At 31.4% G+C, this 21,675-nt stretch carries 28 protein-coding genes; 15 read left to right on the top strand and 13 right to left on the bottom strand.

Going from position 1 to position 21,675, the window contains the following annotated elements; all coding sequences use genetic code 11:
• The first annotated feature begins 103 nt into the window (after positions 1-103).
• The 3 genes from K5782_RS01875 (at position 104) to msrA (ending at position 1,899) form a co-directional block, all read left to right on the top strand.
• A complete protein-coding gene (locus K5782_RS01875) occupies positions 104-937 on the top strand; it encodes a class I SAM-dependent methyltransferase (protein WP_297463551.1) in 834 nt (277 codons plus the stop codon).
• A 56-nt stretch (positions 938-993) separates the two neighbouring features.
• Positions 994-1,380: a DUF6659 family protein gene (locus K5782_RS01870; protein WP_297463548.1), complete on the top strand. Its 387-nt coding sequence runs from the start codon at positions 994-996 to the stop codon at positions 1,378-1,380.
• A 63-nt stretch (positions 1,381-1,443) separates the two neighbouring features.
• On the top strand, positions 1,444-1,899 hold the full coding sequence (msrA, locus tag K5782_RS01865) for a peptide-methionine (S)-S-oxide reductase MsrA (RefSeq protein WP_297463546.1): 456 nt from the start codon (positions 1,444-1,446) through the stop codon (positions 1,897-1,899).
• A gap of 2 nt (positions 1,900-1,901) precedes the next feature.
• Here msrA and K5782_RS01860 read toward each other — a convergent pair whose 3' ends face one another.
• Entirely contained in the window at positions 1,902-2,336 is a 435-nt protein-coding gene (locus K5782_RS01860; RefSeq protein WP_297463544.1) for a universal stress protein, read from the bottom strand.
• A gap of 131 nt (positions 2,337-2,467) precedes the next feature.
• Here K5782_RS01860 and K5782_RS01855 point away from each other — a divergent pair, with 131 nt between their 5' ends.
• From K5782_RS01855 to K5782_RS01845, 3 genes are read left to right on the top strand one after another with little or no spacing between them, the layout of a single operon-like run.
• The gene (locus K5782_RS01855) at positions 2,468-3,253 is read left to right on the top strand and encodes an alpha/beta hydrolase (protein ID WP_297463542.1); all 786 of its coding nucleotides are present in this window, start codon (positions 2,468-2,470) and stop codon (positions 3,251-3,253) included.
• Positions 3,254-3,289: 36 nt separating this feature from the next.
• A complete protein-coding gene (locus K5782_RS01850) occupies positions 3,290-3,715 on the top strand; it encodes an AbrB/MazE/SpoVT family DNA-binding domain-containing protein (RefSeq protein WP_297463540.1) in 426 nt (141 codons plus the stop codon).
• A complete protein-coding gene (locus K5782_RS01845; RefSeq protein WP_297463538.1) occupies positions 3,712-4,137 on the top strand; it encodes a hypothetical protein in 426 nt (141 codons plus the stop codon). Before K5782_RS01850 ends, K5782_RS01845 begins: the two co-directional genes overlap by 4 nt.
• Positions 4,138-4,166: 29 nt before the next feature.
• On the opposite strand, the gene phaC is transcribed toward K5782_RS01845, so the two are convergent.
• Positions 4,167-5,231, bottom strand: a complete 1,065-nt coding sequence (gene phaC, locus K5782_RS01840; protein ID WP_297463536.1) for a class III poly(R)-hydroxyalkanoic acid synthase subunit PhaC — start codon at positions 5,229-5,231, stop codon at positions 4,167-4,169.
• Positions 5,221-5,814 carry a poly(R)-hydroxyalkanoic acid synthase subunit PhaE gene (locus tag K5782_RS01835; protein ID WP_297463534.1) on the bottom strand — a complete coding sequence of 198 codons (594 nt, stop codon included), beginning with the start codon at positions 5,812-5,814 and terminating at the stop codon, positions 5,221-5,223. Before K5782_RS01835 ends, phaC begins: the two co-directional genes overlap by 11 nt.
• Positions 5,815-5,867: 53 nt before the next feature.
• Between K5782_RS01835 and K5782_RS01830 the strand changes: the two genes are divergently transcribed.
• Both K5782_RS01830 and K5782_RS01825 read left to right on the top strand, forming a co-directional pair.
• Entirely contained in the window at positions 5,868-6,260 is a 393-nt protein-coding gene (locus tag K5782_RS01830; RefSeq protein ID WP_297463532.1) for a DUF6659 family protein, read from the top strand.
• 47 nt (positions 6,261-6,307) lie between these two features.
• A complete protein-coding gene (locus K5782_RS01825; RefSeq protein WP_297463530.1) occupies positions 6,308-6,730 on the top strand; it encodes a phosphoribosyltransferase in 423 nt (140 codons plus the stop codon).
• Positions 6,731-6,768: 38 nt separating this feature from the next.
• Here K5782_RS01825 and K5782_RS01820 read toward each other — a convergent pair whose 3' ends face one another.
• The 3 genes from K5782_RS01820 to K5782_RS01810 all read right to left on the bottom strand — a co-directional run bounded on the left by K5782_RS01820 (position 6,769) and on the right by K5782_RS01810 (position 9,973).
• Complete coding sequence (locus K5782_RS01820) at positions 6,769-7,062, bottom strand: hypothetical protein (protein ID WP_297463528.1); 294 nt, start codon at positions 7,060-7,062, stop codon at positions 6,769-6,771.
• 8 nt (positions 7,063-7,070) lie between these two features.
• Positions 7,071-7,982: a TFIIB-type zinc ribbon-containing protein gene (locus K5782_RS01815; protein WP_297463526.1), complete on the bottom strand. Its 912-nt coding sequence runs from the start codon at positions 7,980-7,982 to the stop codon at positions 7,071-7,073.
• A 500-nt stretch (positions 7,983-8,482) separates the two neighbouring features.
• Positions 8,483-9,973, bottom strand: a complete 1,491-nt coding sequence (locus K5782_RS01810; protein WP_366069255.1) for a matrixin family metalloprotease — start codon at positions 9,971-9,973, stop codon at positions 8,483-8,485.
• A gap of 65 nt (positions 9,974-10,038) precedes the next feature.
• On the opposite strand from K5782_RS01810, the gene K5782_RS01805 reads away from it, so the two are divergent.
• Positions 10,039-10,395, top strand: coding sequence for a hypothetical protein (locus K5782_RS01805; RefSeq protein ID WP_297463523.1), 357 nt, complete (start codon positions 10,039-10,041; stop codon positions 10,393-10,395).
• A 9-nt stretch (positions 10,396-10,404) separates the two neighbouring features.
• On the opposite strand, the gene K5782_RS01800 is transcribed toward K5782_RS01805, so the two are convergent.
• Positions 10,405-11,409: a biotin--[acetyl-CoA-carboxylase] ligase gene (locus K5782_RS01800; RefSeq protein WP_297463522.1), complete on the bottom strand. Its 1,005-nt coding sequence runs from the start codon at positions 11,407-11,409 to the stop codon at positions 10,405-10,407.
• A 37-nt stretch (positions 11,410-11,446) separates the two neighbouring features.
• Positions 11,447-11,971, bottom strand: coding sequence for a hypothetical protein (locus K5782_RS01795; RefSeq protein ID WP_297463520.1), 525 nt, complete (start codon positions 11,969-11,971; stop codon positions 11,447-11,449).
• Positions 11,972-12,049: 78 nt separating this feature from the next.
• Here K5782_RS01795 and K5782_RS01790 point away from each other — a divergent pair, with 78 nt between their 5' ends.
• From K5782_RS01790 to K5782_RS01780, 3 genes are read left to right on the top strand one after another with little or no spacing between them, the layout of a single operon-like run.
• Positions 12,050-12,460 (top strand): CoA-binding protein, encoded by a 411-nt coding sequence (locus tag K5782_RS01790; RefSeq protein ID WP_297463518.1) that lies wholly within the window; start codon positions 12,050-12,052, stop codon positions 12,458-12,460.
• On the top strand, positions 12,460-12,822 hold the full coding sequence (locus K5782_RS01785; RefSeq protein ID WP_297463684.1) for a hypothetical protein: 363 nt from the start codon (positions 12,460-12,462) through the stop codon (positions 12,820-12,822). Before K5782_RS01790 ends, K5782_RS01785 begins: the two co-directional genes overlap by 1 nt.
• A 34-nt stretch (positions 12,823-12,856) precedes the next feature.
• Complete coding sequence (locus tag K5782_RS01780) at positions 12,857-14,068, top strand: redox-regulated ATPase YchF (RefSeq protein ID WP_297463516.1); 1,212 nt, start codon at positions 12,857-12,859, stop codon at positions 14,066-14,068.
• Between the two features lie 195 nt (positions 14,069-14,263).
• Here K5782_RS01780 and K5782_RS01775 read toward each other — a convergent pair whose 3' ends face one another.
• The 5 genes from K5782_RS01775 to K5782_RS01755 all read right to left on the bottom strand — a co-directional run bounded on the left by K5782_RS01775 (position 14,264) and on the right by K5782_RS01755 (position 17,824).
• Complete coding sequence (locus tag K5782_RS01775; RefSeq protein WP_297463515.1) at positions 14,264-14,548, bottom strand: hypothetical protein; 285 nt, start codon at positions 14,546-14,548, stop codon at positions 14,264-14,266.
• A gap of 100 nt (positions 14,549-14,648) precedes the next feature.
• Positions 14,649-16,040 carry a cysteine--tRNA ligase gene (gene cysS / locus K5782_RS01770; RefSeq protein ID WP_297463513.1) on the bottom strand — a complete coding sequence of 464 codons (1,392 nt, stop codon included), beginning with the start codon at positions 16,038-16,040 and terminating at the stop codon, positions 14,649-14,651.
• Positions 16,040-16,834, bottom strand: coding sequence for an NAD+ synthase (locus K5782_RS01765; RefSeq protein WP_297463511.1), 795 nt, complete (start codon positions 16,832-16,834; stop codon positions 16,040-16,042). Before K5782_RS01765 ends, cysS begins: the two co-directional genes overlap by 1 nt.
• A gap of 147 nt (positions 16,835-16,981) precedes the next feature.
• Positions 16,982-17,368 (bottom strand): hypothetical protein, encoded by a 387-nt coding sequence (locus K5782_RS01760; RefSeq protein ID WP_297463509.1) that lies wholly within the window; start codon positions 17,366-17,368, stop codon positions 16,982-16,984.
• A 153-nt stretch (positions 17,369-17,521) separates the two neighbouring features.
• Positions 17,522-17,824, bottom strand: a complete 303-nt coding sequence (locus K5782_RS01755; protein ID WP_366069274.1) for a Rieske 2Fe-2S domain-containing protein — start codon at positions 17,822-17,824, stop codon at positions 17,522-17,524.
• Between the two features lie 76 nt (positions 17,825-17,900).
• On the opposite strand from K5782_RS01755, the gene K5782_RS01750 reads away from it, so the two are divergent.
• The 3 genes from K5782_RS01750 to K5782_RS01740 are packed head-to-tail and all read left to right on the top strand — an operon-like array spanning position 17,901 to position 21,586.
• On the top strand, positions 17,901-19,142 hold the full coding sequence (locus tag K5782_RS01750) for an adenosylhomocysteinase (protein WP_297463507.1): 1,242 nt from the start codon (positions 17,901-17,903) through the stop codon (positions 19,140-19,142).
• A 36-nt stretch (positions 19,143-19,178) separates the two neighbouring features.
• Positions 19,179-20,834, top strand: a complete 1,656-nt coding sequence (metG, locus tag K5782_RS01745; protein WP_297463506.1) for a methionine--tRNA ligase — start codon at positions 19,179-19,181, stop codon at positions 20,832-20,834.
• Positions 20,831-21,586 (top strand): DUF726 domain-containing protein, encoded by a 756-nt coding sequence (locus K5782_RS01740; protein WP_297463505.1) that lies wholly within the window; start codon positions 20,831-20,833, stop codon positions 21,584-21,586. Before metG ends, K5782_RS01740 begins: the two co-directional genes overlap by 4 nt.
• Positions 21,587-21,675: the final 89 nt, after the last annotated feature.

Below are 21,675 nucleotides of genomic sequence, written 5' to 3'. Positions count from 1 at the left end.
ATCCAAATTAATAAAAGATGACCCTCTCGATCTACTTGTAATTATCTTGATTAGTGCATTAGAGATTAATAGTCACTAATTTCAACTATATGTGAAAATCTTTTTGAACGTGATTAATCCTGTTGATATGTTTTTTTGGACAATTCGAAAAAATGAAAAAGATGTCATTAATCTTTACAATTCACTTTCACCGATAATGCAGCTAGCAACTGGAGGTTCTATGTTGAATTTTGGTTATTGGGAAGAAAATACAATCGAACCAATCGCTGCTCAAGAAAACCTCTGTTCTTACTTTGGTAGTATGGCTGAATTAGAAAATGCCAAAACTGTAGTTGATGTTGGAAGTGGCCTTTCTGCCCCTGCAATTTTTTGGAGAAAAAATTATGGCTATCTCAAACTATTTTGTGTAAATATCAACTATAAGCAATTGCATTTTTCTGGTCCTCAGAAAAACATTGAATTCATTAACTCTACTTCTACTAAATTGCCTTTTTCTAATGCTTCCGTAGATCGTGTATTGGCATTAGAATCATCACAACATTTCAAACCTTTAAAAGATTTTATTTCTGAATCAAAACGGGTTTTAAAATCTGAAGGAGTATTTACTTTGGCATTACCTGTAACTTTACAGCATACATCCATGTTCAAATTAGGGATCTTGAAATTTACCTGGTCATCAGAACATTATAGATTAGATCATGTCAAAAAACTTGTGAAATTAGGAGGTTTTAAAATTCATGATGAACAATTAATTGGAAATCAAGTATATACTCCATTGGCAAATTATTACATTGAAAATCGTAAAAAATTGAAAAAATCCATATTGCAAAAATATCCAAATTATGTTGAAAAAATACTTTACAAGTCAATTTTAAAAATGAAAAAGGCATCTGATCAAAAAATTATCGATTATGTTGTTTTAAAATGCAAGTTTTAAACTAGTTTGCAATGTAATTGGCTAGGTTTTTATTTTTGATATCTCCACAATGTATATTGTCCGTTTCAAATAATGCTGCCCTTCAACTATACAATGAAAAATGTTTGCAGATTCAAAAGGAACCAGAAATCAGATTTGCTGGAATTGTTGATAAAGATGGCAAACTAATAGCAGGTGGATTTAAAGAAGGACTTGTTCCATATGAGGACGACGAAACTAGACTTCATTCATTTTTTGAGTTTGTATCTAAAGCATCAATTAGGAAAGACTATGATGATAGCTTAGGACCAATTAATTATATTGCTGCAAGACGAGATAAAGCGGTTTTAGTAAGTTTTCCATTTCCTATCACTCAAGTTCTTCTTTTGATTTCTGCAGAACCTTCTGCCAATATTGAAAATTTGGCTAAAAAGGTTGTTGAAATTTTTACTAATGTTAGCTAAAGCTTTCTTTTAATTCTAATTGTTAATCACATGGTTTTAATTTGATAAAATTATAATTAAAATATGAAAGCTACATTTGGTGCTGGATGTTTTTGGCATGTTGAAGACTTGCTCCGAAAAACTAAAGGTGTCAAGTCAACACAAGTAGGTTATATTGGAGGCAAATTACCAAACCCTACTTATGAAGAGGTATGTACCGATAGAACTGGACATGCTGAAGCAGTTCAAGTGGAATATGATCCAAATGAAATCACTTATGATGAACTACTAAAAGTTTTTTGGAGTAATCATGATCCGACAACACTTAATCGACAAGGACCTGATATTGGACATCAATATCGTTCTGCAATATTTTTTCATAATGAAGAACAAGCACAAATTGCACAAAAATCAAAAAAAGAACTTGAAAAATCAGGAAAATTTCATAAACCTATTGTAACTGAAATTGTTCCAGCTCCAGAATTTTATAAAGCTGAAGACTATCATCAAAAATATTTTCAAAAGCACGGTTTATCCTAAACTTATTTCACAATAAGTACTGGAATTTTTGATGTATGGATGACATAGTTTGAAACACTTCCTAAGAATAATTCTTTTACTGCACTTCTTCCTCTGGATCCCATTACGACTAGACTGAAATTTTCTTTTTTATCATGCGCCAATTTTATGAGATTGTATCCTATGTTTCCTGTCATCATTTTTTCTTTAAAATCTACATTATTTTGTAATGCTATTTTTTTAGCATTATCTAGAATTTTTTTTGCCTCGTTTTTCCACTCCTTACTAACTGTGGGTGTTGTTCGAAACTCAGAACGTGATTGAACATTCATTGAATATGCTCCTATAATTGTAGCCTCAAACTGTTTTGCTATGGATATTGCCATTTCAAGTGCTCGTATAGAATTTTTTGAACCGTCTAATGGAACAAGAATTTTCTTGATTTTTTCATCTATCATAGTATGTTTTCTACTTGGATCTTAAAAAACCTAATCTATGTTTTCTGAGGTGATAATTTAGTAAAATACCAAAAACAATTGATCGTTAATAGTAACTAAACTTATCTAGCTAAATAATTGAAGCTAAAACCATGAAAGAAAATTTCATACAGGTTGATGGTAACAAAATTAGGTATCTAGAATCTGGAGATTCTAAACATGTTTTGGTATTGATCCATGGATTAGGTGCGTCAGCTGAACGATGGAATAAAGTAATTCCAATTTTTGCAAAACAATATCGTGTGATTGTTCCTGATCTGATCGGCTATGGTTATAGTGATAAACCTGTTGCAGATTATACCCCTGATTTTTTTTCCTCTTTTCTTGAAAAATTTTTTATCGCTTTGAAAATTACACGTCCAATTATAATTGGCTCTTCATTAGGTGGCCAAATTGCAGCTAATTATGCATCTATACATCCAAATGAAGTTGAAAAATTAATTCTTGTATCTCCTGCTGGTTCAATGAAACAATCTACCCCCGCATTAGATGCTTACATAATGGCCGCATTATACCCAAACGATGAAAGTGCAAAAAATGTATTTGAGTTAATGGAATCATCTGGTCATGAAGCCGACACCCAAATTATTCAAGGTTTTATTGAAAGAATGAAACTACCAAATGCAAAACTAGCTTTCATGTCTACTGTTTTAGGATTGAAAAATTCTGAAGTTATAACCACTAAATTAAATTCCATTTCATGTCCTACTCTTATTATCTGGGGGTCAAAAGATCCAGTGATCCCGATTCAATATGCTGATAATTTTCTCTCAAATATCAAAGATTGTAGGTTTTTTAGAATGGATAACTGCGGCCATACTCCATATGTTCAAGATCCTGAAACTTTTTCCTCATCTGTTCTGGAGTTTCTTTCTTAGATTAGTTTATATACCTTCTAGTTCCAATATTTACCAATGAGTGGTAATTATAACCAATTCAATCCTTCTGAAATGTTCAAAGATTGGATTCAAAAAAATGGTCGTGCACAAGCTGAATTTATGAAGCATTTTGGCATGTTGATGACAAATCAAAATACACAAACATTCAATCCTTTAGAAACTCTTAGAGAAGTTTCTGATAATACGAGACAAGTTCAATCTGATATGATGAAAAATATGTCCTCTATGCAAAACAAAAGTATGGAGACTATGTTTCAAATCGGTCAAATGCTTCCATCTTTTATGAATTGGGGAGCATACAAAACAACTGTAAGTAGTAATGGAAGAATTTCAATTCCAGAGGCAGAACGTAATGCACTTGGATTAGGTGAGGGCGACTTGGTACAAGTCATAGTCCTTCCAATAGCCAAAAAATCAAAAAATAAGGAGGTGAAACAATGAGTAAAAACGAACAAACACCAGGATCTAAAGATATATTTTCTGTATATCAGGAAAACATAGACAAAATATTTACCGGTATTAGACAATCAGTACCACAGTATCATCAATCAATTACAAATGTTCAGCAAGAATATTTACAAGCATATGAAAATGTTGTTGATTCTACAATCACATTACAAAAAGAGTATGCAAAGAAATTTGGTGTTGCAACAAACATTCCACAAGCAACACTAAAAGTAATGAATGATACTGCTGAAGAAATTGTTAAAGTAGCATCAATACACAATCAGATAACACTAGCAACAATTGATTCAACCCAACAAAACATCAAAACATTCAACGATAATGCAAAATCCTTTGCTGACTTGAATAGAAACATTCTTCAATCCTGGATATCTGCATTCACCACAAAGAACAACTAGTGGTAAATTTTATTTTTTTATTTTTTATTTTATGATCTTTCAGCAAGCCAATTTCCTAGCTCTGGTAATACCTTATTTTGAGATAATGAACTAGCAATCATTCCTACATGCCCAGTTGGGTATATTTTCAATGTTTTATCCTCACTTCCTACCGCATAATGGAGTGGCATACTACACTCAGGTGATACTAGGTGATCCCCTACTGCAACTTGTGTAAATATTGGCATGTTTATCTTCTTCAAATCTATGTGACTTCCACCAACAAACATCTTGTTTTGAATTAGTAGATTATCTTGATAAATATCCTTAATCCATTGTCTGAAAAGAGCACCTGGAATAGGCGGTGTGTCCCCAAGCCATTTTTCTACTCTTAGAAAATTATCAACAAATTTTTTATTCTCTATATTTTTGAAAAAATTGACATATTTTTCAATTCCCTGTTCAAACGGTTTTAGAACGGAAAAACAGTAATACATGAATTCAGGAGGCATATTTCCTATAGTTTCTACCATTTTGTCTACGTCCATATGCTTTGCAAGATTACTAATTACTGTGGTATCTCTCCATCCATCAATGACTGGTGCTGTCGCGATATAGTTTTTCACACTTTCTGGATGTAATGCTGTATATGCAGTTGCAATTGTAGCTCCTGTACAATATCCCTGTAGGGATATTTTTTCTACTGATGATTCGTCTTTGATTAACTCTACACTACTATCTAAATATCCATTAACATAATCATCAAAATCCAAATATTTGTCCATACTAGTTGGAGATCCCCAATCTAGCATATACACATCAAATCCCTGCATTAGCAAATTTCTAACCCAGCTTTTTTCTGGTTGTATATCTAAAATATGATATCTGTTAATTAACGCATATGAAATTAGTAACGGTGTTTTATGTTGTTTATCTGTTAGTGGTTTGTAATGTAATAGTCTTGTTTTATCAATTTCTTGAACTACATCATGAGGTGTAATTTCTAGACTGATTTCATCAGGAGCTGAAACTAACTTGGGTGCATCTATAACATGCTTACTAAATTTTATCATCTCTTCGATGATTTTAGGATCAAATTTTGACTCACTTTTCATTTTTTGTTATCTCCACGTTACTTGGTTTTTTCTTTTTTAATTCAATCTCTAGCTTTGTAACTCTTTTTTTCAGCGCATGTATTTCTTTGTATACCTCATCAATCTCCTCTTTGCTTGGAAGATTTGCAGCCTGTAATATCACATTTGAAATGTTGTGCCAATTTTTTGTCAGTTCAAGCTCTTTTGAAACTAATTTTCCATAATTTACTCCAAATTTTTCAGAATCAAATAATTCTGTAAAATCATTATCAAAAATATCTATCCATATTCTTTTAAATGATTCAATTTGCTCAATGTCATGTGGTACATCCGGAGCTTTTAGATTTACTTTCTTTTGTGCCTCATTCCATGTTTCTGCTAATTGCTTATAGTATTCTGTGACATATTTGTTAAATTCCATCAAGTTTTCATTAATCTGTATTAGCTCAGTTGATATTTTCTTTGAATTTGAAGCAAAAGCTCTCATTGGACCTAATGAAGTCAAGGCTTGAGGCTTACTGGACATTAAATGAAGAATATCTGTCCAGAATAAGGATAGGTGTTTATAATAATCTGTAACGTCTTTTTGAGATTCTGATTCCACGGATTATTATTGTGATAGCTCTCAATAAATAGATCGCTTGTTTAATTAGACAAGTGGCTAGTGTTGAAGAACTAGAACAAACATGTCAAAAAATTATTCAATTGGACCCCCTTCTTAGGTCTGCTAGAATAATCAATAGTCGAGGTCATCTTGTTACAGGGGGAATGAAAAAGGGAATGCACTCATTAGAATCTCAAAAACAAGATGAAATGATGTTCATGGAACTTGCACTTAGAGTTCGCATGAGGCATGAGTTTGATAAAGAATTTGGTGAAGTTCATTTTTCAATGTCTTATCGAGATAAGGTAATTGTGATGAGTTTTCCATTAGCAAACGATGATGTTTTGTTAGTATCTTCTGAAAAGGAAGCAAATTTCAGTAAATACGCATTTAATATCCTTGAGATTATTGAGCCTCTAAAAAAACCGGTAATGGGTACTTTTTAAATCATTTTATCATAACAACTTAATCTAGGTACAAGCACCAAACATACATGAATACTCTTTCACAAAATGTTACTTGGACTGATATTGAGCGATTGACAGAATTGCTTTCTAAAAAAATTTTAGAATCTTCACATTTTTTTTCAAGTATTTCTACAGTTAGTCGTGGTGGTTTAATTCCTGCAAGGTTATTAGCTGATCACTTGGGAATTGATACAATACTTGTGGATAAAAATAAAATTTCTTCGGACTCTCTTTTTGTTGATGATATTTACGATTCTGGAAAAACATTTAAGAAAATAATTCAAAAAGTAACCAATCCTTCTGATTTTGTATATGCTACTTTATTTGCTAGAACCGGCAAAAAATATCCTAAACAATTAGTATATGCTCAAAAAACAAAAGGGACTGAATACATTGTGTTTCCTTGGGATGCACTTGAATATGAAAGATTCAAAAATCATGCATTATAGTTTTTGAAATTCGGAAAATATTTTGGAATTGTTTGGGGTTAACCCATACATAGTGGAATCTTTCCTTCATGTCTATCTTGATAATCTTTGATTAAATCTTCTGAAACTTGTTCATAAGAACTAGTTTGCATGTATCTTACTCTGGTGGCTTTTGACATGCATGGCTCTTTTTCTTTTTCCTGTATACTTTTTTTAATATTTTCAGCACCTCCAATGAATAAAATTTTCATTGATGCATGCATCATATACACTCCTGCTGATTGAGGTATTTTTGAAATTGTATCTTCATTAAAGTCAAGCCAATCTGACCATGTATTTTCACTGTTCAGCATATTTTCCACTAGTTTTGAAGCATTTTTCTTAAACCTGCGCATCTATTTCTGATTGTTACTTCAGTAACTCCTGATGCAATTGAAATATCTTTTTGAGATTTTACCTCCCCTGTGCTAATACATGCTAAATACAGTGCAGCAGCAGCTATTCCCATTGGGTCTTTTCCCGCCACCATGCCTATTTTTTTTGCTTGTTCTAAAATTTCTACTGCTTTTCGTTTACTTTTTTCACTTAATTCTGCAATACTTGCAATTCTTGATACTCCTTTAACTGGATCAACCACTGGCATTTTTAGCTCCAATTCTCTAAAAATTAACCTATAGCATCTTGCAACATCCTTTCTTCTAATGTTGATGCCATTTGCAACGTCGTCTAATGTTCTAGGGGTCTCTGTATTTCTACATGCTGCATAAAGACAAGCTGCAACTAATCCTTGAATTGAACGGCCTCTTACCAATTTTTTTTCCATGGCCTTTCGGTAAATGTATGCAGCTTTTTCAACTACTGCGTCAGTTAATGCAAGTTTGTCTTTTAATTTTCCCATCTCATTTAATGCCTGTCTTAGATTTCTATCTGCAGAAGAATGAGCTTGTGATCTACTGTCCCAAGTTCGTAATCTTTCGATTGAACTTTTCATCGATGATGTTAAAGGTTTTCCGGTAGAATCTTTGTTTGCAGCTCCGATAACTGTTGATAATCCCATGTCATGCATTGTCAATGATGTTCCAGCTCCGGTTCTAGCTCTATTTGTGTCGTCATTTGTAAATGAACGCCACTCTGCACCAGTATCTGAAATTTTATCCGTAACTACAAAACCACATCTGCCACAAAATAATTCTCCCGTGGTTTCATCAGTAACCATTTTTCTATCTCCACACGAAGGACATTTAGGCCCAGACACCGTTGTACTCTTAAGCATAATAATTACAATATCTCATTTACCTTATTATCGTTTTACATTGCTTCAACAGGTTAATTGTATGTAGGCTAAGCTAATTCTTATTCTAATTCTATGAAACTAGAATAAATAAAATGTAATATTTTAACAATGTTTGCATAATAAATTTTGAAAACTATTTTTAATATATTTGAATTTTGATCGAATATTCTGATTTTGTTAAATGTTTTAGTATTTTGTTTTTGTTCTACCTTTTATTTATTTTATTAAATGATGTGATTGATAACTATCTCAATCTGATAATCTAATTCAAAATTTTATTTATTTGAGGCTACAAATGAGTTTAGATCTAATTATTTACTTGTAACATAAGTGGTATACAATATCACTGAAATAATAACTGAAGATCCAATTATAATTAATAATTCTTTTTTTGAAAAAATACTTGCTCTAAAACTCACAAATTTTCTGTGTAAATTATCAACTTAAGGATTTAGAAACATTTAGCTTTAATTCTAAAATCATCCTAATAGACAATATGCATAATTTGGTTTTAATGATGGATACATGATATTGTTTGGATCAGAAACATGTGTCAATCCTATCGAATGACCCAACTCATGTGTCATAATAGTTTCAACTGTTTTAACATCATACAGTTGAAATCTTCCATCACAATTATAATCGCCTAATGTTACTTCTACAACTCCTTTTCCTAGATGTGCATGGCCTAATACTCCTTCTCCAATATTGCGTACTACCCATGTAACCCAAACATTTGCTTCATGTTTCTGAGTAGTAATTTCAAAAATTATTTTAACTTTATTTCCTTCAGAACTTAATTCCTGTTTTTCCCAAAATCCGAAAGAATTTTTTAATGTACTTACATGATTTAATGGTAATCCTGATGGTTGTTCATTAATGAAGACTTTGTAATTTACAATATATGTTCCGTCGACTATCTCATATGTTGGATCTGGAAAATTACTGGCAGCGGTCTTTGCTTCTTCTTCAAAATTCCATTTTGTATAATCTCTGAGGAATTTTTTTATTACATCTCCGCTTGGATTTGGATATTCAATGTATCTTTTTTCATCTGAAATATTTTTTGAAATATTACGAATATATTTTTCAAACAAACTATATTTGTATTCTTTATCTTTTTGAATTTCTTCTTGTGATTTTTTAATGTCTACAACTAAGATGCCTTTTTCTATCATGTATTGAATTCCTGAAACAAAATCATGATCATTTATTATATTTTGAGCCCACCATGAAGCGTTGTTTCTTATCCAGTCTGGTATTTTATTCTCTGTTACTGATTTTGTTTCAATGATTGGAATTTGTATTATTTTGTTTTCAATCATAAATAATAATGCTGATGTGAATTCTGAATCTTCAATTTGCTTTTCTGACCACCATTTTGCAATTAATTTGACCCATTCTGGAATTTGAACTGTTCCTTCTTTTCGAAGATCCATAGGCTTTTCTGTTGGTATGTATGGGTATTTTGCAATTACCTGGTCTGTGAATTCTTTATAATTATTAATTACAATGCTGTCCGGTTTTTCATTTAATGCTTTTTTAAAATAATATTTTGATTCTTGATATTCCCCTAAATTTCCAAAACCAACACCCATGCCAATGAGTGAAGTTACATCATTTGGTTTTTCCTGAAGAATCTTGAAGAATTCTTTAAGTGATCTGTCATGATATCCTGAATTGCTTAGTGCAATGGCCTTCATCTTCATTGTGGATATGTTATTTGGAATCTCTTCTAAAATTTCATCATAAATTACAATTGCTTGGTTATATTCTCCTTTTGAAAAGTGTTCATTAGCTTGTTTGAACATTGATTGTGCATCAAATGTAGTTTGAGCAAATGATGGAACTGAAAAACTGATAAATAATAACATTCCACATAGTATGCGTATTGACAATGTCTCTGATGTACTTTGGTTATAATTTATTTCTATTTTGAGATGATTTGTATTTTGATATATTTTTGTCATTTTTGCTACACATTTTATTTATTTTCAGTAAATCTTTAATCTTCTAACAATTACAAAATCTTAGATTGAGTAAATTAGGCACAGGTGAAATTATTTATGAACTACGTAAGAAAATTCAAGATATTCAATCAGAATTAGATAAACTCGGAGGGCCAATACCTGATATGCCTGAACTAATTACATCTACTAATCTTTTACGCTCAAATGAGTATTTTTCAAAAGTTACTAAAAAACAGTTAGAATTACTGTCTGCATACAGTCAATATTCTAAAGCATTAGAGGACCTGGTTGACACTATTTTTGATATTCAAAATGATCTAAAAAATCTACTTAAAGAACAGTCAAAGTTAATCCATGACCAGAAACCTAATGTTTCAAAAAACAAGAAAAAAACTATACATAAAAAAATCATTAAAAAATAATTTAGTGTCTTATTTTATAATATGAATTATATCTCCTGATGTGATTCTTTTATTTTTTTTATTAGATGATATGACTAATGCTCCATCATTATCTATTTTGAGTGCTTTGCCTTTGATTTTCTCATCTTCTGTAATTAGCTCTATATTTTGACCTATGGTAGATGATTTCTTTGTCCAATCTCTAATTATTTTTTTAACATCTCCTTTGTTTAATTGATTAAAAATTTCTTCTAATTCTAATAAAAACGATTGAACCAGTAAAACTGGTTTTATTGTATTGTTGTATTCACTTAATGATGCAACTCCGTAAAAATTCGGAGTATCTTTTAGTATTTTTTCAATTTGTTTAACTTCAACATTATAATTTATTCCTACTCCAAGAATCATATTTTCAATTTTGTTTGATTCTATAGATGCATCAACTAACATTCCTGCAACTTTTTTACCATTAATTGTAATGTCGTTTGGCCATTTTAATTCAGATTTTATGTTTAATGTTTTCTCAATTGCGTTTGATAATGCAAGTGCTGATGCTATTGGAAATAATGTGATTAACGACATGTCGAATTTTGGATGCAGAATTATGGAAAGCCATATTCCTCCTTTAGGCGAAATCCACTTTCTTCCTATCCTTCCCTTTCCATTAGTTTGTTTCTCTGCAATGATCATTGTACCATGAATTGCTTCTGATGCTATTTTCATTGCATGGTTTTGGGTTGAATCAACCGAATCAAAATAATACATATGTTTTCCAAACGTTTTGGTCTTTAATCCTGATGTTATCTCCCATGGAAGTAATTTATCAGTACTTGATTCTAATCTATATCCTAGTTTTTGTTTTGACTCGATTTTATATCCCAACGCTCTGATTTTTTTAATATGTTTCCAAACAGCAACTCTACTTATTCGTAATACGTCACTCAAATCTTGCCCTGAAAGATATTCTGTATTGTGAGATTTTAGAAATGATAATACTTTGACTACTCCTTGATTATCATACGAACTATATGTCATTTGATTTTATTTTTTGTTTGTGGTATAAAACATCAACTTAGAATCCGACATCAAAGTCAAATCCGCCACCATCTGAATCCATTCCTCCATCTGATGCAGCTTCTCCGCCCATGTCATTTGGAATGCTTTCTGCTGGTACGTAATCTGTCATCATCATACCCATCATACTAAACATCATTGAAAACATCATAATGTCCATTATTCCAAAAAACATCATAGTAGGAAGAAATGATTTGTTATCGTCCATGTATTGCTTTAGTTTTTCTTTATCCCCGCTTTTATACAATAAAGACATTTGATTCCATTTATCTTGTAATTCGTGAATTCTTTCTTCTAGTTCTTTTGTTCCTTTATCTGTAATTTTAAGCTCAATTTTTTTTCCAAATAATCCTTTTTTTTCTTCTACCTGTATCAATTCTCTTTTTTCTAATTTCTCAAGAATTTCGTTTAATTCCTCACCGTCAATCTGAGCGGCTTTCTGTATTTTGTCGAATTTTTTTATTCCTCTTGCAATTGCTCCTAATACCACTACATCTTTTGGCTCTTCTGGCATAGATTCCATGTCGTTTAATTTTCTCAGTTGTTAAAATACCATGCTATTTCCTTTAAAAATTATATCCTACACTGCTTTACTTTTTTCATGGAGTGTGATTCTTACACCGATGATGAAATAAGAGATATTCTTTCATTGAAGCGTGTTGCAGTAATTGGTATATCTAAAAATGAACATAAGGCTGCACATTATGTTCCAAAATATCTGTCTGAAAATGGATTTAATATAATTCCAATAAACCCTACGGCTGATGAGATTTTAGGTAAAAAATGTTTTAGTACAATTTCTGAAGTTGTTGATGATGTTGATATCATTGATGTGTTTAGACCATCTGATCAAGTACTTCCAGTAGTCAAAGAAGCTATAAAGAAAAAACCTAAGGTGATTTGGCTTCAAGAAGGAATTCATAATGTTGAAGCAGAAAAATTGGCTAGAGATAATGGCATAAAAATTGTATTTAATAGGTGTATGTTAGCAGAACATCAGAGATTGTCTTAATTATGACTTTTGATACTTTTTACAATGAATTACATGAATTAATAAATAAACATGAAAAAAATAACACTCCGTTAAAAGTACAAAAAGATCTAGATGTGAATATTGTAAAAATTTTTGGTGAAAATATTACAGCCTTGGCACGTGCAAAAAATGGGTTACTCGATGTAACAGAACTTGCATATGCAACCGCAGAGCATCATCCTTATTGGAATCTACTTTACAACTGTTCAGAAATAACAAATATTGTTTTAGAAAAATGGAACAGTGAATTATCCAAAAAAGATACTAGTGACATCGAATGGTCAATAAAGGAATTAAAACAATCCCTAGAAAAGATAACCAAAAAAATCAATGATATCTAGGCAGAGATAAATATTCTTAGATTGCAAATAAACCATGCCAATTAAACTTGGACTAATAGGTAAAACAAACACTGGCAAAACAACTTTTTACAATGCTGCCACTTTGTCGTCTGAAGAAATATCGTCTTATCCATTTACAACAAAAAAACCTGTTTCTGGTGTTGCACATGCAATTACTTTATGTGTTCATCCAGAGTTTAAAATACAAGATAATCCAAATAATTCAAAATGTGTTGAAGGATGGAGATACATCCCAGTCGAATTAATTGATTTGCCTGGTCTTATCAAAGATGCATGGAAAGGAAAAGGATTAGGGAATCAATTTCTTTCAATTGCCGCTCAATCAGATGCATTACTTCATGTTGTTGATGCATCTGGCGGTATAGACTCATCTGGAAAAATCACAGAAGTTGGTAGTGGTGATCCGATATCTGATTTTGCAGATATCGAAGAGGAATTAATTTTATGGTATCATAAAATTTTAGAAGGAAATCGAGATAAAGTATCAAAGTCAATTCGAACAGGTTCAAGTATTGTAGATGCAATCACTGATCTTTATCGTGGAATTGGTGTTAATCCTATTCATGTAAAAGATTCATTATTGACACTTGGATTGAGTGATAAGGAATTTGATAATTTTGATATGGTTGATACAAAAAAACTTGCGTCATATATTAGAAAAATTTCAAAACCTACACTCATTGTTGCAAATAAAATTGATGTGGAAGGTGCAGACAAAAATTTTGCTAGATTGCGAGAACGATTCAATGATTCTATTGTAATTCCTGTTAGCGGAGATAGTGAATTTAGTTTAAGAAGAGCTGAACAAAAGGGATTGATCAAATATTCTCCCGGTTCTGAACAATTTGAAATAATAAAATCAGAAGATCTTAATGAAAAACAGGTAAATGCTTTGGATTTTATTAAAAAAGGGATAATGGGTGAGTATATGCGAACTGGCGTTCAATTTGCAATTAATGTTGCCGTATTCAAACTACTGAAGATGAATTCTATTTATCCCGTGGCTGATGAGAAACTTTTAGCTGATAAAAAAGGGCGTGTTTTACCTGACTTGATATTGCTCAAGGCTGGTGCAACAATTGCTGATCTAGCAAAAGAAATTCACACAGATCTGACAAAAGGACTCCTATATGGAAAAGACTTGAGATACAACTTACGACTGCCTGTGGACTATCAACTCCGAGATAGGGATGTGGTCTCTTTGGTTAGTGCATCAAAAAAATGATTGATTAAATTTTAACTATTTTTGATATTGATCTATTATGTTGTTTTTATCATCAGCATAATTGCAACAAGTTTCACAAAGCCATTTTGTTTTATTTTCCACTTTATCCCATTGTGGTAATCTTCGATTATTACATTTTTCACAAAATAATGACATAGTTCACTGTACTTCTTCCTCTATTTGTACCGAGTTAATTCACTCTTTTTTAATGGTCTTTATGGTTTTGGTTGCTCTTCTTTTTTTAATCAAACTGAACATAATCATTCCTACATTTACGATTGAAATTATTTCGATTAAATCAACTCCATATAGTAACCAATCAATTAATGGATGAACTCTTGAAACATATCCTGCTTCTAACATCAAATCTGCATTCCAAATCATATGTGGAATTTGAATAAACTGTATTATTGCAATTATGATTACACTACCTAAAATTTTATTTTCATACCAATTCCAAAATTTAGTCCATGCATTCATAATTTAGTTTATTTTTATTAATTATTAAACAATGTTAAAATTAGACGGGACTAATTAGACTAGACTAATTTTTACTAGATATGTGTTTTCTGCAGATAAATTATGTTTCTGCAGTGATCTTTTCTTTTCTAATCCAAATTGTTTTTCCTTTATGATCAATTAATTCGATATTCATTTCATTGAGTTTATCTCTAATATTATCTGCTTCTTGAAATTTTTTTTCTTTTCTTAATTGTTCTCTTGATGTGATCATATTGTCAATTTCTTTTTTTTCGTCTGGTGTAATTTTTGGAATTACAAGTCCTAAAATATCAAGCATTCTTTCAAATTCCTGGATGATTCTTTTTGCATCTGATGAATTCAATTTTTCTTCTGCGGCCATATGGTTTACCTCTTTCACAAGTTTAAAAAACGCTGAAAGAGCAAGATGTGTATTGATGTCCGACTCTAGGGAATTATCAAACTCTTTACCTATGTTATTAATTAATAATTTAATTTCACCTGAATCTGATGAATTACTTGCGTGAATTAATTCATAATAGCAAGATTCTACTTGGCGCCATTTTATCAGGTTCTCTTTTAATAATTCCTCAGAATAGTCTATTGGTTTTGAATAATGTCCTGACAAGCAAAATAATCTAATTATGTTAGACCCCCAATTATCTAATACATGTTTTATTGATTTTATGTTGCCAAGTGATTTTGACATTTTTTCTCCGTTAATAGTGACCATTCCTACATGCATCCAAATTTTTGCAAATTGTTTTGTCGTGTATGATTCTGATTGTGCAATTTCATTTTCATGATGTGGAAATATCAGATCTCTTCCGCCTCCATGTATGTCAAAATTTTCTCCGAGATACTTTATGCTCATTGCAGAACATTCAATGTGCCACCCCGGTCTACCTTTTCCCCATGGACTATCCCAAAGTGGATTTTCATCAGAAAATTTCCATAAAGCAAAATCTAGAGGGTCTTTTTTTGCCTCGTCAATTTCTATTCTTGCCCCTGATTGCAATTCATCTATTTTCTTTTTTGATAGTTTTCCATATTCTGGAAACTTTGAAACTGAAAAATAAACCCCGTTTTTTGATACATATGCTATATTTTTTTCAATTAATTTCCTTATGAAATTCTTAATGTCTTCTATATGTTCAGTTGCTTTAGGGTAATTTGTTGCACGTTTTACATTCAATCCATCAAAATCGTTAAAGTATCTTTGAATGTATCTTGAACTAATTTGTTCTACAGTTGTGTTTTCTGTTTTAGCCCGATTAATTATTTTATCATCAACATCGGTAAAATTTTGGATAAATTCTACTTCTATTTTTTTACTTTCCAAATATTTTCTTAATACATCAAAAACAATTATTGTTCTGGCATGTCCTATATGAGATTCATCATAAACTGTGACTCCGCACAAGTAAATTCTTATTTTTTTTGAAACTTCTAGTGTTTGCTCTGAATTACTAAGTGTATCTTGTAGCTTCATTATTTTTCCTCAGATAGTTTTTGTGCAGTTTCTCTTTTGTGAGCACTGTTAATGTACATCTGATGTACTTTTTCAACCGTTTGTTTATCTATTTCTAATATATCACTAGTTTTATCAATTGATAGTTTTTTATCTATGATGCAATAAAGTATAGAATCTATCTCTTCATATGATGCTCCTAATTCTTTTTCAGCTTCATGTTCTTTCCATAGATGAGGGCTACTCTTTTTTTCAATAATGTTTTGAGGAACTCCTAAAAATTTTGCAATTTCTCTGACTTGTAATTTGTATAATGAAATTATTGGTACTAAATCTGATGCTCCATCCCCATATTTTGTAAAATATCCAATTAGATATTCACTCTTATCACTTGATCCTAACACGAGATATTTTTTTGCATTTGCATAATAATACAAAATATTGGTTCTTATTCTAGCTCTTAGATTTCCTTTAGCCCAATTATTTGGTTCTACATAATGCATGTATTCGTTAACAATTGGTTTGATGTCGATTAATTTGTATTCTAATCCTGTTAATGTAATCATCTTCATTGCGTCTTCTGTTTCTACACTTGGTGTAATCTGTGTATCTGGCATTATTACTGCAAGTGTTTTTTCTTTTAGTTTTCTTTTGCAAATGTAAGCTAAAACCGCCGAATCTACACCTCCGCTTAATCCTAAAATTAATCCGTTTACTTGTTTTTTTTCTATTTGCTCTATTAAGAAATTTTCAATAGACTCTGTAATTGCAGCATAATTTTGATTCTTAATTTCATTTATGATGTCTTGATTCAATAATTAATTTACATAATATGTGAGAATAAAAATTGTACCAAATATTCAAACACATTTGAACTACTTTTACACTTGTTTTGAATGAATACCTACTTTAATTATGAATAATTTGTTTTTTGGAAATTTGTTAATTTATTATTTTTATAACTATTTTTTTTCTAAAACTTCAAAAGTAGTTGATGCTAATTCTGACCCTTCGTAGTATAACGATACTTGATGAACACCTACTTGTGATTCTCCATTAACTTGAATTATCATATAGATTTCTCCATCTTTTGTTGCATATGTGTTTAATTCTTCTATCACTCCATCTGGATGAGTAAGTATTATGCCTACTTCAAGTCCTCGTGTGTAATTATCCACATATCCGTACAAAGCAATTTGCTCAGAATTGTATCTTGATCTAGGTTGTTCAATTTGTTCAGTATCTGCCATAATAAACGAGAAAGTTTCTAATTCTTCAGCAAATGTAAATTGTGTAATGCTAATAGATATAATTCCTAATAGAACTGGAAGAATTATTTTACTATTCATGCAATGATTTCATTCTGATTACATAAAAGGTAAATGCAAATATTCCATATTTGGAATTTTCTCCTTTTTGTATTTACAAAAAATTACAAAATTAACGACTAAAATTGTATTGTATTTTTTTAATTTTACAAAATTTTTTAATAATGATTTTAGTTACACATCAACGTAAATTCCATCATTTCTGGCTTCCACATGATATGTTGCTAATTTCACATCTTTGAGATAGTCTTTCAATTCTCCTGTTTTGATGTTATAATGCCAAAAATGCAATGGACATTCTACTATGTCTCCATCTAATTTACCTGGTGCAATAGATCCGTCTTGATGAACACAAAGATCATCAATAGCATGATATCCATCTTGATTGAAAATTGCAATTTGTTTTCCATCAATTTTAAAGGCTTTTCCTTTGCCAATAGCTATGTCTCCTTTTTCTGCAATCTTTTTCCAAGTCATACTGTTAATTCGATAATTTGTCATTTATTTATATTCGCATGATAGAATTTTATACTCTTTTTTAACGTCAAAATACATGAGCAAGGTAAAATCTAGTGCAAAATTGATTCAAGATGGTAAACTGTCCTATGAATGGGCTAGATCTCATATGCAAATTCTTGATAACACAATAAATCGATTTAAAAAATCTCAACCACTCAAAGGTGTTACTTTAGGATTTTGTTTACATATTACAAAAGAGACATCTGTACTTTTAATGGGTGCAAAGGAACTTGGCGCAACTGTTGCATGCTGCGGTGGAAATCCACTTACCACCCAAGATGACATTGCAGCATTTTTGGCATCAAAAGGAATCCATGTTTATGCATGGCATGGTCAATCTGTAAAAGAATATGATTGGTGTATTGATCAAGTCTTGAATCACAAGCCAACTATCTTAACTGATGATGGTGCTGATATGAATGTCAAGGCACATTTTGATAATAGATATAAGAATATGAAAATTCTTGGTGCAACTGAAGAGACTACTGCTGGTGTTACTAGAATAAGAGCAGTTGAAAACCAAGGAAAACTCCGATATCCAGTAATTTTAGTAAATGAAGCATACACAAAACATATGTTTGATAATCGTTATGGAACAGGACAAAGTACAATCGATGGCTATCTACGCGCAATGAATCTTTTGATGGCCTCTAAGCGAGTTGTAGTTGTTGGTTATGGTTGGGTAGGACGTGGTGTTGCATCTAGATGTCAAGGAATGGGTTCTAAAGTAATTGTAACTGAAATTGATCCTATCAAAGCATTAGAAGCTCATATGGATGGTTTTGAAGTAATGCAAATGGCACAAGCCTGTAAAGTTGGTGACATATTTATCACGTGTACTGGAATGACAAGTGTAATTAGAAAAGAACACATCATAAAAATGAAAAATGGTGCAATCATGGGTAACGTTGGACATTTTGATGTTGAAATCGATAGTAAATTTTTGCTAAAAGAATCGAAATCAGTAAAACGAGTAAGAGCAAATCTTGATGAATGTACTCTCAAAAATGGTAAACATGTTTATTTAATTGGTGAAGGGCGCCTAGCAAATCTTGTAGCTGCGGAAGGGCATCCTCCAGAAGTAATGGCTCAATCATTCTCTAATCAAATTCTATCCGTCTTGTATATTCTCAAGAATCATGCAAAGATTGGTAACAAAATTATTAATGTTCCAGAAGAGATTGATAAACAAGTTGCAGTTGATGCACTAAAAGCCATGGATGTAAAAATCGATAAACTTACTCCACAACAAGTCAAATATGCTAATAGCTGGTAAAACTTCTTAACCTCAATTAGGTTCCAAATATCATTAATGAAAAACAAAGCAATCATTACTAGTGCATTACCTTATGCTAATGGAGAAATCCATCTAGGTCATGTTGCGTCAACATACTTGCCAGCTGATGTGACTACTAGGTTTCTGAAATTAAATGGTGTTGAGGCATACTATGTTTGTGCGTCTGATGATTTTGGTACTCCTATTTTGATACAATCTGAAAAAGAGGGAAAAACACCGTCAGAATATGTTGCTCATTGGAATAAACGAGACTATGACGATTTCACATCATTTGGTATTGATTTTGATTTTTTTTACAAAACTAGCTCATCAGAAAACATATCATTTGTTCAAGATGTATTTAACAAACTAAATGCCGCCGGTCACGTTTACGAAAAAGAAATCATTCAATTTTATTGTAATAACGATAAAAAATTCTTACCTGATAGATATGTGAAAGGAACCTGTCCTTATTGTAAAGCAGTTGATCAATATTCTGATCTATGTGAAAGTTGTGGCCGAGTACCTGAAGAGATATCTGATCCAAAATGTTCTATTTGTGGACAAACTCCAACTAAAGAAAAGACAACACATTTCTTTTTCAAACTAAAAAATTTTGGTGACTCATTATACAAATGGCTAGATGAAAATGAGAATCTGCAAAAAGATGTTAAAAAATATGTTCAAAATTGGATAAAGTCTGGTTTAATTGATTGGGATATTACGCGTGATATCTCTTGGGGCGTACATATCCCTCTTGAAAAATACAAAGACAAGGTGTTTTATGGCTGGTTTGATAATCATCTTGCCTACATTTCTACTGCTGTAAAATTCCTTAACGATAAAGGAATTGATGGAAAAGAATTTTGGAATTCTGCTGATATCTATCATTTTATTGGAAAAGACATTGTTTATCATCATTATCTGTTCTTACCTGCAATGCGTTTGGGAATAAACAGTGAATACAAATTGCCTGATTATATTCCAACTAGGGGCCACCTTACTTTACAATCAAAGAAAATCTCAAAGAGTAGAAACTGGTACATTGGATTGAAGCAGTTCTTAGAATATTACCCTGCTGACTATTTACGATACTATCTAGTTGCAATCAATCCCTACTCCCAAGATGATTTGAATTTTGATTGGAATGAATTTACAAATAGAATTAACTCTGAATTAATTGGCAATCTTGGAAACTTTGTTAATCGTGCATTAGGATTTACAAAAAAAGCGTTTTATGGAATAATTCCTGAAACTGAAAAGTATGATGATAAAGACATAGAGGCTGAAAATAAGATCAAGTCTCTATCTTCAGAACTGGGAGTTTTGATGGAACAAAATCATTTGGATAGGGCTCTCAAGAAAATCATGGAGTTTTCAACATTTTTCAATCAATACTTTCAACATAAAGAACCTTGGAAGAAAGAACCTGGAACTACGACCTGTGTATTCTTATCAGTAAATGCTGCACGTAGTATGGCAATTGCATTGTTTCCATTTATTCCGGAATCCTCACAAAAAATATGGAATCAGATTGGACTAGATGGTAAAGTAAATGAAAACAAATGGGAGTCAATCTCTGATATTGGAATTAAATCCGGACATGTCTTAGGTGAAGTATCACCGCTATTTGTTAAAGTAGAAGATGAAGATATTGCAAAATATAAAAAACAACTAGGCCCAATAGAATGAAAAAAATAATCCCAAGAATCTCTACTCGAGGATATTATGATTTGATGTATGGTAAAACTATAAAAAATAACCCGTATTTTTTGTATCCAAAAAAAGCATTTGATGACCTTGTGGGTTCAAAAGAACTTGTAATAATGATTCATGGGTTACGTAACGATAATGCAGGAGCTATTGCAAAAGTTGTTCTCGCAAAAAATAGATTGTCAAAATTAGGATATCGTCATCCTGTGATTGGATTTAGCTATGATTCTAACACCACTGGTGCTCACCTACTAAAACATGTCCGACGATCTCTCTCTACTGGTCAAATCATTGCAAAGAAAAATGGCCGAAACTTGGCAATGTTTATTGAAGATTTCAAATCTTCTAGTCCTAAAACAAAGATTCGTTTAATGGGTCATTCTTTGGGCTCACAGGTAATTCTTAGTACTGTTGAATACTTGGCAAAAAAATCTCAAAATACTGGCATTGTTGAAGGTGTATATTTTTTTGGAGCATCAATTACAAGCGATGTGCCATCATCAAAAAAATATGGTAAACTACTTGATAAAATAATTCGAAGTAAGATTGTGAATTATTTTAGCCCTACTGATGAAGTTCTAAAGTATGCTAATGTGAAAAAACTTGTCAAATGTCCTCTTGGACTAAACGGAGCAGTTGGTAAACCTATCTCTAAATATCATCAAAAATCTGTCAGACCTAAAAATCATAGATTTGCAAGCTATGTTGCAGTCTTGTCATCCTTTCCTTAAGTATTACACTAGTATGATTCCTCAGTCTTCTTTTTATATTTCAAAACAGGTTGTTTGATTAGATAAAGTATGACGCAATACCATAAACT

Source organism: Nitrosarchaeum sp. (assembly GCF_025699065.1).
Taxonomy (GTDB): domain Archaea; phylum Thermoproteota; class Nitrososphaeria; order Nitrososphaerales; family Nitrosopumilaceae; genus Nitrosarchaeum.
Note: the sequence above shows the minus strand (reverse complement) of the source record. Positions and strands in the feature narration are given on the sequence as shown.

Coding starts and splice junctions, on each gene's coding strand:
- K5782_RS01810 (WP_366069255.1), bottom strand. CDS start 9,973: ATGACAAAAATATATCAAAATACAAATCATCTCAAAATAGAAATAAAT.
- K5782_RS01845 (WP_297463538.1), top strand. CDS start 3,712: ATGAGTAAAAACGAACAAACACCAGGATCTAAAGATATATTTTCTGTA.
- K5782_RS01775 (WP_297463515.1), bottom strand. CDS start 14,548: ATGAATGCATGGACTAAATTTTGGAATTGGTATGAAAATAAAATTTTA.
- msrA (WP_297463546.1), top strand. CDS start 1,444: ATGAAAGCTACATTTGGTGCTGGATGTTTTTGGCATGTTGAAGACTTG.
- K5782_RS01850 (WP_297463540.1), top strand. CDS start 3,290: ATGAGTGGTAATTATAACCAATTCAATCCTTCTGAAATGTTCAAAGAT.
- K5782_RS01855 (WP_297463542.1), top strand. CDS start 2,468: ATGAAAGAAAATTTCATACAGGTTGATGGTAACAAAATTAGGTATCTA.
- K5782_RS01800 (WP_297463522.1), bottom strand. CDS start 11,409: ATGACATATAGTTCGTATGATAATCAAGGAGTAGTCAAAGTATTATCA.
- K5782_RS01860 (WP_297463544.1), bottom strand. CDS start 2,336: ATGATAGATGAAAAAATCAAGAAAATTCTTGTTCCATTAGACGGTTCA.
- K5782_RS01760 (WP_297463509.1), bottom strand. CDS start 17,368: ATGAATAGTAAAATAATTCTTCCAGTTCTATTAGGAATTATATCTATT.
- K5782_RS01820 (WP_297463528.1), bottom strand. CDS start 7,062: ATGCTGAACAGTGAAAATACATGGTCAGATTGGCTTGACTTTAATGAA.
- K5782_RS01780 (WP_297463516.1), top strand. CDS start 12,857: ATGCCAATTAAACTTGGACTAATAGGTAAAACAAACACTGGCAAAACA.
- K5782_RS01815 (WP_297463526.1), bottom strand. CDS start 7,982: ATGCTTAAGAGTACAACGGTGTCTGGGCCTAAATGTCCTTCGTGTGGA.
- cysS (WP_297463513.1), bottom strand. CDS start 16,040: ATGAAGCTACAAGATACACTTAGTAATTCAGAGCAAACACTAGAAGTT.
- K5782_RS01795 (WP_297463520.1), bottom strand. CDS start 11,971: ATGGAATCTATGCCAGAAGAGCCAAAAGATGTAGTGGTATTAGGAGCA.
- metG (WP_297463506.1), top strand. CDS start 19,179: ATGAAAAACAAAGCAATCATTACTAGTGCATTACCTTATGCTAATGGA.
- K5782_RS01825 (WP_297463530.1), top strand. CDS start 6,308: ATGAATACTCTTTCACAAAATGTTACTTGGACTGATATTGAGCGATTG.
- K5782_RS01740 (WP_297463505.1), top strand. CDS start 20,831: ATGAAAAAAATAATCCCAAGAATCTCTACTCGAGGATATTATGATTTG.
- K5782_RS01750 (WP_297463507.1), top strand. CDS start 17,901: ATGAGCAAGGTAAAATCTAGTGCAAAATTGATTCAAGATGGTAAACTG.
- K5782_RS01790 (WP_297463518.1), top strand. CDS start 12,050: ATGGAGTGTGATTCTTACACCGATGATGAAATAAGAGATATTCTTTCA.
- phaC (WP_297463536.1), bottom strand. CDS start 5,231: ATGAAAAGTGAGTCAAAATTTGATCCTAAAATCATCGAAGAGATGATA.
- K5782_RS01755 (WP_366069274.1), bottom strand. CDS start 17,824: ATGACTTGGAAAAAGATTGCAGAAAAAGGAGACATAGCTATTGGCAAA.